Annotated in this window: 10 protein-coding genes and 1 tRNA gene; 3 read left to right on the top strand and 8 right to left on the bottom strand. The window is 55.6% G+C overall.

The genetic code is table 11. From position 1 onward, the window contains the following. Window positions 1–109: 109 nt before the first annotated feature. The 7 genes from WG934_RS08485 to dcd all read right to left on the bottom strand — a co-directional run bounded on the left by WG934_RS08485 (window position 110) and on the right by dcd (window position 9,066). The gene (locus WG934_RS08485; protein ID WP_339989741.1) at window positions 110–3,307 is read right to left on the bottom strand and encodes a SpaA isopeptide-forming pilin-related protein; all 3,198 of its coding nucleotides are present in this window, start codon (window positions 3,305–3,307) and stop codon (window positions 110–112) included. 308 nt (window positions 3,308–3,615) lie between these two features. Then, window positions 3,616–4,992: a UDP-glucose dehydrogenase family protein gene (locus tag WG934_RS08480; RefSeq protein ID WP_339989740.1), complete on the bottom strand. Its 1,377-nt coding sequence runs from the start codon at window positions 4,990–4,992 to the stop codon at window positions 3,616–3,618. 179 nt (window positions 4,993–5,171) lie between these two features. Further along, window positions 5,172–6,161, bottom strand: coding sequence for an ABC transporter substrate-binding protein (locus WG934_RS08475; RefSeq protein WP_339989739.1), 990 nt, complete (start codon window positions 6,159–6,161; stop codon window positions 5,172–5,174). Continuing rightward, window positions 6,158–6,859 (bottom strand): ABC transporter permease, encoded by a 702-nt coding sequence (locus WG934_RS08470; RefSeq protein WP_339989737.1) that lies wholly within the window; start codon window positions 6,857–6,859, stop codon window positions 6,158–6,160. Before WG934_RS08470 ends, WG934_RS08475 begins: the two co-directional genes overlap by 4 nt. Further along, window positions 6,856–7,509, bottom strand: coding sequence for an ABC transporter permease (locus WG934_RS08465; RefSeq protein ID WP_339989735.1), 654 nt, complete (start codon window positions 7,507–7,509; stop codon window positions 6,856–6,858). The genes WG934_RS08470 and WG934_RS08465 overlap by 4 nt, the downstream gene beginning before the upstream one ends. After that, on the bottom strand, window positions 7,506–8,435 hold the full coding sequence (locus WG934_RS08460; RefSeq protein ID WP_339989732.1) for an ABC transporter ATP-binding protein: 930 nt from the start codon (window positions 8,433–8,435) through the stop codon (window positions 7,506–7,508). The genes WG934_RS08465 and WG934_RS08460 overlap by 4 nt, the downstream gene beginning before the upstream one ends. 58 nt (window positions 8,436–8,493) lie before the next feature. Then, window positions 8,494–9,066, bottom strand: a complete 573-nt coding sequence (gene dcd, locus WG934_RS08455; RefSeq protein WP_339979775.1) for a dCTP deaminase — start codon at window positions 9,064–9,066, stop codon at window positions 8,494–8,496. Window positions 9,067–9,249: 183 nt separating this feature from the next. Between dcd and WG934_RS08450 the strand changes: the two genes are divergently transcribed. Then, a tRNA-Gly gene (locus WG934_RS08450) sits at window positions 9,250–9,323 on the top strand. 96 nt (window positions 9,324–9,419) lie between these two features. Here WG934_RS08450 and WG934_RS08445 read toward each other — a convergent pair. Then, window positions 9,420–9,869 carry an arsenate reductase ArsC gene (locus WG934_RS08445; RefSeq protein WP_339989746.1) on the bottom strand — a complete coding sequence of 150 codons (450 nt, stop codon included), beginning with the start codon at window positions 9,867–9,869 and terminating at the stop codon, window positions 9,420–9,422. Window positions 9,870–10,049: 180 nt separating this feature from the next. Between WG934_RS08445 and WG934_RS08440 the strand changes: the two genes are divergently transcribed. After that, a complete protein-coding gene (locus tag WG934_RS08440) occupies window positions 10,050–10,523 on the top strand; it encodes a universal stress protein (protein WP_339989730.1) in 474 nt (157 codons plus the stop codon). Between the two features lie 164 nt (window positions 10,524–10,687). Next, complete coding sequence (locus tag WG934_RS08435) at window positions 10,688–10,882, top strand: DUF2613 domain-containing protein (protein ID WP_339979772.1); 195 nt, start codon at window positions 10,688–10,690, stop codon at window positions 10,880–10,882. Window positions 10,883–10,924: the final 42 nt, after the last annotated feature.

The raw sequence follows: 10,924 nt of genomic DNA, 5'->3' as shown, positions 1-10,924 counted from the left end.
GTTGGTTTTTGGGTGTTGCGCGGTTGGGGCTCACTGGTTTTCCCCCCCCCCCCCCCCCCCCCCCCCCCTCCTCTGGCTTAAACTAGCTGGCGCTAGCGTTGGGCTGTGTTTATGCGGTCATCTTCCTGCGCGTAACTACTGCTGCACCGATTAAGCCGAAGGCTGCGAGCAGGATTGGCCCGAAGCCGATTCCGCCAGTCTTTGGCAGGGTGCCTGTGTAGATGTCAGCGACGGTGATGATGGATAGGTCGTTTTGATCAACAGAGACCTGCGGGTTCGCGACAGTGTCGACTGTGACTACACCCTTGCCGCCCTGTTCTTTCACGTTGATGAGGATTGGGCTTGGAAGTAGTTCGTACTGCTTGCCTTCCAGGTTTGGCGCCTTGGTTTCGATGAGGAAGTAGTCTCCAGCCATCAGGTTGTTTGCCACGTGGACAGTTCCGGTGGAATCTGCAGTTAGCTTCGCAATTTCGGCACCTGGGATCTTTTCCCCTGCTTCGTTTGTTGCGACTGCATACAACGTGAACTCTGCACCTGGCAGGGTTTGAGTGTTGTTCTCGTGATCAACCTTCTTGACGGAGATACTTACTGGCGGAACCTTGCGGTTTTGAACAATACAGTTGACGACTCGGTCGGTGCCGGTTGCGACGCGGAAACCACTATCGCGTACATTTTCATACAGGGTGATCGGGGTGGAGCTACCACCTGCGTTCACAGGTGTCGCCGTACACACCGCGTTCTTGCCGTCCTGCTGACGCAACGCATAACCAGGCTGCTGCAACTCCTCAATCAGAAGGTCGCCATACTTGTGTGGCTTTTCTGTCTTGAACTTGAACTCCACCGAACCAGTTTCATCATCCGTCCTCATTGATACTTCCTGAGGATCCAACTTTTTGCCGTCGCCATCGACCAAAGTGATGAAGTCTGTTGGGTCGATGACGGTGCCAGCAGCAGGCTTAGACGGACTGGAGCCGTACTGGGTTACATCAGACCCGTTGAACACCCAACCAGCTGGAGTATCATCAATAACCTTGCCGGTATTATCCACAATCTGCTTATGGATAATGACCGAACCACCACAAATAGCTTCAGCATAGGCTTTCAACTTTGTCGCCAGCTCAGAGTACTTTGCCAAGTTAGTGACAGCACTTCGATCTGTCAGATTATTAGTGGTCAGCTTTGTGGCAAGATCGATTGGCTTTGCTAATGTCGCGTCTTCACGACGTACATATACACCATTTGGGCTACCGACCGCATAGTTCACATAGATATCATTATCATAATATGTTAAGTTTTCGTACGACCCCGTGGGCCTTCTTTCCGCATCGGCCTTAGAGATCTCCCTAAACCTATTTGACGGAGGTCGATGCATATAGGGCTTGCCATTCTTCTCCCTAAGGGCTCCCGTGATAAGCCATTCGGTCACATCATCATGAAGGACCGCGATCTGATCGATCCCATCTGATGGAATGTTGTTTTCAATATTTACAGCGATCACTTCGAGGCGGGCACCCGCTTCTTTCACCGCGTTCGCTCCATCGATGCCGCGTTTCACGTCCAAATTATGCGTAACACGACCGTTATCACCGCCTGGAGTCTGAGTCTGATTAGTAGTCGGAACACCATCCGTAATGAAATAGACAACGTCATACTGTGTGCCACCGGCTTTGTTCATTTCGTTGGCTACCTGCTGGAGACCGCCCTCCCAGTTCGTGCCACCAGTACCAGTACCTGTTTTCAGGCTATTGATCGCATTTTTGGCAGCAGTGATTCCCGAGCTTGTATTCAATTCGAATAGCGGATAATTGGGCAGCGTAGAGCTAGCAGGGGCGTAGGTCGCAAAGTTATAAATGCCAATATTTGCAGGTGTATACCCCAGTGCATCGATGAACGCATTACCCGCATCTTTTGAGCCCTGCACGCCATTATTGTTGTTCAACGAGTTAGACATATCGAAGACAAGCGCGATATTGATGCCACATTTTTCCGGCATAGGCGGATTTTCAACGGAATTAATGTTCTTCCAATAGCCTTCCAAAGCTTCCCCAGCACCCGTCGGGGTATCTGGAGCTGGCGGCAATGGTGGTTGCTCTTCCTTTGGGCAAGTCACCGAAATATTGCTGGAAGCCAATGCTGGGTCGTAGTTCCAAGTACCTGCGTAATCTCTTGCGGGTTCAATCCGTAATTCCTGTCCTTCACGTAGGACTAGGGGAGCCGAAAAGGTCACTTTAACGGTGTCACTGTCAATAACCGTAATTGTCGCAGTAGGAACCGTCTTCTTGGAACGCGCGACCCAGTACTCTCCCTGCCAGCTAGTCCCGGCAGGCATTGAAATCTTCTGATCCAGGTTGAGAGTTAACTCTCGAATTTCATGCGCCTTATTGAGAACCAGTGAATAGTACCATTCGTAAAAGTCATAAGAGCTATTATAAACGCCGTTATCTTGCCAGCCCAAGCTTTCAGACCTAATGTCAGCAGAAGCAGGAGTACACGCATTCGGATCGACAGGGTCAGGCTCTACAACCGCTTCGGCTACCGTACCGGTGAAGGTTGGAACAACTTTCGTTGCATAGCTGGTTTTGCCACCGTCATACGTCAATACAAGTATTTCGCCAGCCTTCACAACGACATTCGACATCGTGAATGAAGCATTATATTTATCAACACTTGCACCCGCGCCAAGTAGGGTGGTCCTATCAGTTGTTCCCACCGTCAATTTTCTAGAGTTAATGCTGTACGTGCTGTCGATCCAGTGATAACTATGGAGACCATCAACATCGAAGTACTCAAGATTCACATTCGTCAACGTGACGTCACTATTGAATTTCACTTCTAATCGAACTGAGTCCCTTCCAGAAGTGTTTTTCGTCACCTTCTGGTCGATAATCGCGTAATCCGAGGTAGCCACAGGCCGAGTTGTAGTACCTTCGACTGCCATCGGAGCCATCAAAGACTCTTCCTGCATCGGAGCCATCATCGGCTGCGCGTCGGGCCCTTCCAGCATTTCCTCCAATGGAGGCTCCGCCGGCGCCTCTGCCGTAGCTGGCGCTTCCACCGGAGCAGGAGCTGGTGCTTCTACCGGAGCAGGAGTTGGCGCTTCTACCGTCTCAGTAACAACTTCCTCAGCAGAAGTTGCCGCCGGATCGCTACTCGCCTCCTGCGCACCCGCAGCAGGCACATCCAATGCCGAAGACATTGCAAACACCAGAATAAAACTCAGCAAGAACGCCACTATCTTGCGAGACCCATCATGCCTGACGGCTACATCAGACGAGCGCCTCATTAAAGGGCCTACAAAGTCCGGCACGTCGATACCTTCCCAACTGCAATCACTAAAGCTCTAACAACCAGAAGCTCAGCGACCAGACAATCGGAGAGCCAGCGTGTTGTTCTACGCCCGAACACTTGCCAACTGCGGGGACAACGCACTCGACAACTATTCGACGGGTTCATCAACTACATCGACTGACACTGATAAAGCGTTACAAAGACACCAGCCCGTCACCCGCTTTGTGAGCAACGCCACCAACCCAGCACAAAACCCTGGAGAGAAACCTCTCCAGGGTCTGCTCGTCGTAAAGCAATAATGCCAGCAGCTAACTGCTTCAGAGGGATCTACCCACGTCCCAACGCAGTGACATCCCAACCAGCGTCTAACCACGCAGCCAGTGGCAGGCAGTTACGACCGTCGATGATCTTCTTCGTCTTCACCAACTCGCCAGCAGCAACCGGATCCAGTTCCTGGAATTCCTTCCACTCCGTTGCCAGAACGACGACCTCGGCATCTCGCAAAACGTCCTCAATCGAATCTGCGTAATCCAGGGTTGGGAACAAACGGCGCGCATTGTCCATTCCCTCCGGGTCGTAAACGCTTACCGCTGCGCCACCGAGCGACAGCGAGCCAGCAATGGACAGAGCTGGTGAATCACGAACGTCATCAGAGTTCGGCTTGAACGATGCACCCAGCACTGCAACCTTGTGGCCCAGCAGCGAACCGCCACAAATGCGCTTTACGTCGCCCACGACCTTTTCGCGACGACGCATATTAATGGTGTCCACCTCACGCAAGAACGTCAGCGCCTGGTCCACGCCCAGCTCACCGGCACGAGCCATGAAGGCGCGAATGTCCTTCGGCAAGCAGCCACCACCAAAGCCAAGGCCAGCATTCAAGAAGCGGCGTCCGATACGCGCATCCATACCAATCGCATCAGCCAGCACGGTGACATCTGCCCCTGTGACCTCACAGATCTCAGAGACGGCGTTGATGAACGAGATTTTCGTCGCCAAGAAAGCGTTGGCAGAGACCTTGACCAACTCCGCAGTCTCCAAATTGGAGATAACTAGTGGGGTGCCAGCCTCCAGGATTGGTGCGAAGCACTCGCGGAAAGCAGCCTCTGCAGGGGACTTACCGTTGGACTCACCAGCATGAATGAACTCGTCACGCAGACCAAGCACCATACGATCCGGGGTCAGCGTGTCCTTCACCGCAAAACCCTCGCGCAAGAACTCAGGATTCCATGCAACTTCAATGGACGTGGTGTTGCGCTCGATCTCGCCAGACGAAACACGCTCGGCCAAGATCGTGTCCGCACGCTCCTGCAGACGACGAGCCGTCCCCACCGGAACCGTCGACTTACCCAAAACGACGTGATGACCAGTTACGCGCCTCGCAAGCTCATCAATAACTGCATCCACATACCTTACATCCGCCGCGAAAGAACCCTTTACCTGCGGAGTTCCCACCCCAATGAAATGCAAATTCGCGAATTCAGCAGCGCGGTCATAGTCAGTCGTGAAATCAAGACGTTCGGTACCGATATGCTTTTCCAGCATTTCTGGAAGGCCCGGTTCATAGAATGGCACCTTGCCACTTGCAAGGGTTTCGATCTTTTGAGGGTCAACATCGACACCCAACACCTCGTGCCCCAGCTCCGCCATCGACGCAGCGTGCGTAGCTCCCAGATAACCAGTTCCGATAACCGTCATTCGCATAGGACTGATTATTAAGTACCTATGAAAGTCCCGCCACTTTGGAGAAACATTTGATAATACAATTCACACAAACGGGTGTAGACGTTACTTTCAGGTAAACAAGAAATGTACAGAACTACACAAATAATTGACGTGGAGTAGTCCAAGTACCTATTAGTTGGTCGCGTTAGTCGCTCGCGTTAACCGGTCGCACCCAGCCAATCCCGCGCGATCAATTCAGCACCAGCCTTCTCATCTCCCGACGAACGCAAATTCATCGCCGTCAAGTCCTCCGTCGTCATTCGATCTGCAACGCTTCGCAGAGTCTGCCGCGCCGACTGATCAAGCACGCCCTTACGCACCAGGGCCGCCACATTCTGAGCTGGAATCAGCTGCTTTGGATCCTCTAGAGTCACAACGTCGACAGGCGCGCCCGTCGTATCGCGCAGTGGCGTCGTTGTGTAAATATCCGCCAAATCCACCGCACCGTCCGCGAGCGCACGAATAGTCAGCGGACCGCCCGAATCGCCGTATCCCACCATCTCAATGCGGTTTTCCGGCACCCCATACAGCTCCGCCAACCCTTGCGGACCATATGGCTGCTGCGCCAGCTCCGGCGCACCACCAATCCGAATCTTTGCGCTTGTGCTTTGCGACGACTCGTCCCCCAGCAGCTTCCTCACATCAGCAAGGCTACGAATGTCGTGTTTCTCAGCAACACTGCGCAGCATTCGATAGGCATCTTTCGACTCGGCTTTCGCCGGCGCAACTACTTCAAATTCCGGTGGAATGTTCTTGCGCAGAGTAGCGAGCACTTCGTCCGGTTTCGCTCCCTTCGATACTTCACCGTAATAGGACGCCAAGTTGCCCGAGTATTCGGGAACGATGTCAATAGAGCCTTCTGCCAGCGCAGCCAAATACACATCACGAGCGCCAATCTGCGGCACAACCGTCACCGCATGGCCAGCATCCTTCAATGCCAGCGCCCAAATTCGCGCAATAATCTCTGATTCCGGGAACATCGCTGACCCAATACGGATTTCGCCTGGTTTTCGGTTCGCGGGATCAGCCGGATCAAGGCCACACGCGCTGAGCGCTGCTACCGACGCACCTCCCGCGAGAAAAAGCGCTGCCCGCGCAGAAGAGGATAGGAAGCGTCGTCGGGAAAGTCCCGCTTGGTGTACGTTCATGATCTCTTCCCCAGTCGCAATCCAGCTGGCGTGAACGCGCGTTCTGCCTGCGAAAACAGTGCGTCCGATATAAGTGCCAGGACAGCAACGATGATCGCCGCGCCCAGCATGATGCCGTAGTCGCGCACAGCCAGGGCATCCAACAAGTATCGGCCCAAGCCACCAAGTCCGAGATAGGCGGCAACGGTGGCCGTCGCTAAGACTTGCAACCACGCGGAGCGGAGCCCGCCAACAAGTACCGGCATCGCCAGAGGCAGCTCGACCGTCGAGATGACCTGCCTCGTCGAATGCCCCATCGCGTACGCCGCGTCGATAGTGGAACGATCGATCGCCCGAAACCCCGATGCAGTCGCCGCCAAAATCGGCGGAACCGCAAGGAACACCAGCACAATCGTTGCCGGAATCAACGGCATGGTGATGCCAGCCGGAATGATCAGGGCCAGAAACGTCAGCAAGCCAAGGGTCGGCATTGCCCGGAAAACACCTGACACGCCAAGCACTACAGCCTGTCCACGGCCAGTGTGCCCCACGAAAATGCCAAGACCGATGCCGATAATGGCAGATAGGAACGTCGCCAAGAATGAGTAACCAAGGTGCTCAGCGATGCGCATACCGATTCCGGAATCGCCGGACCATGACGACGCCGTCGTCAGCCAGGACCAGGCTTGTTCGGGAACACTCTTCTCAGGGACGCTCATGCAGTCACCTGCTTACGCGACCACGGCATCAACGCAACGCCGAGCGCAACCAGAATGCCATCGAAAACGAGCGCGACAAGCGCCGTGCCCAGGATGCCGGCCATGATCTCCGTGGGAAAACTGCGATTGAAGCCATCCGTGAAGAAGTAGCCCAAACCATGCACACCGACCAGGGAACCAACGCTGACCAGCGACACCGTTGAGGCCGACACCACCCGCGCACCTGCCAGCAGCACTGGACCAGCTAGCGGCAACTCCACTCGCGTGACCTGGCGGAGCGGCGAATAACCAATCGCGGTGGCGGCATCTCGAGTCACGCTAGGCACGGCGCCGAAAGCATCGGCGGCGGTCCGCGTCATCAACGCAATTCCATACGCAGCCAACGCCACTTGCAGATTCAACGGCGACAACACCGATGTTCCCAATACCAACGGCAACATTACGAACATCGCCAACGACGGAATCGCATACAGTAGCCCCGTGCCCGACGTAATTACGCCACGCAATCTCCGGCTTCCCGATGCCCAAAACCCAAGCGGCACCGACACCAACACCGCAGCAATAATCGGGGGAACCGCCAACACTATATGCGTCCAGGTCAAGTCGATAATCTGATGACTATTATCGACGTACCACGACCACCGAATCATGACGAGACACCCCGAGCGGTCGAGGGCGCTGTGGGGTCAGAGTCGTCGTTAAGCTGTGGCACCGCAGACTGTGGCGAAGCAAGCACACCCGCAACGCGACCGCGGGCATCGAGCACTCGCGAACCATCGATATGCAATTGCCGGGAATCCGCATCAATGAAGTCGCGCACGAACTCGTTCGCAGGATTCTCAATGAACTCGTTCGGCGGGCCCTGCTGTGCAATTCTGCCACCCTCACTGAGCAATACGACCTTGTCTCCGAGGTGGAACGCTTCGCCAATATCGTGCGTCACGAACAACACCGTGCGCCCAAGCTCCCGCTGCAGACGCTTAACCTCGGCCTGCAACTCCCGACGAACGATCGGGTCGACGGCAGCAAAAGGCTCGTCCATCAGCAAAATTCCAGATTCCGCAGCCAACGCGCGAGCCACACCCACACGCTGTTGCTGACCACCCGACAACTGCGCCGGATACCGCTTTGCCACCGCTGGATCAAGCCCCACAACTTCGAGCAATTCCATCGCCCGGTCGCGTGCTTTACGACGGGACCAGCCATTAAGGCGCGGCACCGTCGCTACATTGTCAACGACTGTCCGGTGCGGCAGAAGACCCCCATTTTGCATGACATAGCCGATGCCACGACGGAGCTTCACAGGGTCGTGACCAGCAATATCTTCACCATCAATGAGAACCCTGCCCGAAGTTGGCTGCACCATCCGATTGACCATGCGCAGCAACGTCGTCTTGCCACACCCCGAGGAGCCCACAAACACCGTCACGGCGTTCCGCGGAATATCCACATCGACGGACTCCACCACCACAGGGCCAGCACCATATGTTTTCGAGACACCCTCGAAACGAATAGCAGGCGTAGACCGATCAGACTCCCCTGATTGGCCAGTTGGCGTTGGCTGGGCTGCAGTCATGTGTGCAACGTTAGCAACGTCGCTCGAGCTGCCGTGGGGATTCGTCGTAAAGCGTGATCTAACGGAAGTTCAGGTAGGCCTTCGACGGCGTTGGACCACGCTGTCCCATGTACTTTGAGCCGAGCTTGCCTGTGCCGTACGGCACTTCCGCCGGCGATGTCATGCGGAACAGCGCGAGCTGCCCGACCTTCATGTTCGGCCACAGCGCGATTGGCAGATTCGCCACATTCGACAGTTCCAGCGTGATGTGCCCCGCGAAACCCGGATCGATGAAACCGGCCGTCGAGTGCGTCAACAGTCCGAGCCTGCCTAACGACGACTTCCCCTCCAAGCGCCCCGCCAAATTCGTGGGGATAGTGAAGTATTCAAGCGTCGATGCCAGGACAAATTCGCCCGGATGCAGGATAAATGCCTCACCTTCGGGCACTTCTGTCAGCGAGGTCAGCTCTTCCTGAGGCTGCTTCGGATCGATGTGCGTGTACTGCGAGTTATTGAAGACGCGAAAGAACTTGTCCAACCGCACGTCAATGGAAGACGGCTGAATCATCTCCGGGTCAAAGGGCTCGATGCCGAGACGCGAGTCGTCGTCAGCAGAGATAGCAGCACGAATATCACGATCTGAAAGAAGCACGTAGCCAGCATACCTTCTATATATGTGCCGTACGCGAGCGGTATGTGATGCGGGCGACAGCAGTCACCGTTGTTTGGGCTATGCGTGACGTGGGCGGGGCGCGTGGGCGATGGCGCTATTTTTACCGAAATAGCTCGAGTGCTACATTGAAAATAGGCCAAGCGCCTGGGCGTAATGCCACTTGCCGATGTAGTTCAATGGTAGAACTTCTGCTTCCCAAGCAGACAGCGCGGGTTCGATTCCCGTCATCGGCTCCAATGTCTTTCTGACCAGCAATTTGACCGTGCAAGGATTCCTTGCGCGGTCTTTTTCGCTTTATCGGCGCTATTGGTCGGCGCAGGGGTCGAACTCCCCTACCCCACCGACTCACCCAACAGCTCGCTCACCAGCGTACCGACCCGCCGCTTGATCTCATCCCGGATCGGCCGCACCGCCTCAACGTTCTGACCAGCAGGATCGTCGAGCTTCCAATCCTCGTAACGCTTGCCTGGGAAGAACGGACACGTGTCGCCACATCCCATCGTCACGACTGCATCTGACTTTTCGACGGCTTCCGTCGTCAAGATTTTCGGCCTTTCTGCCGCGATATCGATGCCCTCTTCGTGCATCGCGGCGACTACCGCGGGATTGAGCGAATCCGCCGGCGCAGACCCCGCGGAGCGAACCTCGACGCGCCCGCCGGACATCACGCGAGCATATGCGGCCGCCATCTGGGAGCGCCCAGCGTTGTGAACGCACACGAACATGATTGATGGCTTGATCAATGGTTTCGTTGGCTGGGCAGATGATGGATTCTCCGACATTTCGGCCTCGAGTTTCTCTTGTGACGGCTTGCAAGCTTGCGACGATTTGCGACGATTCTTGGTCGTTACGGCAATTGTGACGAATAGCGACGTACCGCGCCGAACAAACAGGAGCATCCTACGCCGTCGCAACCAGGAAAACCCCTGCGCAGTGTCGCGGAACTGCCCTAAGCTGGCAGTATGACAGCTCCGGATTCAATGCTCATTGCTTACGACGGCTCCGACGAAGCCAAGCGCGCCTTAGATTGGGCGAGCAAGGTCCTCTCCGTCAAGACCGCCTACATTCTGACCGCCTGGGAACCACTGCAGCGCCAAGCCGCCCGCACTGCTGGCGCATCTGGAATGATGCAGCCAGACTGGGATTCTTCCACCGTCGAAGAGGATCCCGCCCAGGTAGAGGCAAAGCGCGTGTGCGAAGAAGGCCTCGATCTGGCCGCCAAAGCCGGTTTTCAGGCCGAGCCATATCTCGTCCAGTCCGAGACGACCATTTGGTCCGCGATCGTCGACGCTGCGAATCAGCTCGACGCGAGTGTCATCGTCTCCGGTACGCGTGGGATGTCCGGATTGCGTGGTTTGCTGTCGACGTCGACGGCAGATGCGATCGTGAAGAATGCCAGTCGCCCCGTTCTGATCTGCCCGCCAGAAAAGAACTAGCAACACCGGCTCCACCCACCCCAATAACCCCAATAGTGCGCAGCAACCCCAGTAATTCCCAAGAAAAACTGAGCTTTGTCTGACAAAAACTTCCCAGTAGTAAGTTTTATGGTCTACAGTCAGAACCATTCGTCATGACCCAAAGATCCACAAGGGAGTCGCTCATGCCTTACGAGACCGCCTCAGAACCTCGTCGTACCGCAGGCCCAGCACTTGCTAGCGCACTCGTGGGCGCACTTTTCGGCGGTGCTGCCATCTTCGGCATTGCGCAGGTCGCATCCGAAGACGAGCTTCCAGAAGCTCAGGCCATTTCTGCCGACCAGGCTCTGCTTGGTGGCGTTGAGTACGGCCAGCGCTAGGCAGTCGCTAGACAGCCGCATTCTTCGTATTCGTCATTTGAG

The organism is Corynebacterium sp. H78, from assembly GCF_037572275.1.
Classification (GTDB): Bacteria; Actinomycetota; Actinomycetes; order Mycobacteriales; family Mycobacteriaceae; genus Corynebacterium.
The sequence above is the reverse complement of the archived record's forward strand: the minus strand, read 5'-3'. Positions and strand labels throughout refer to the sequence as shown.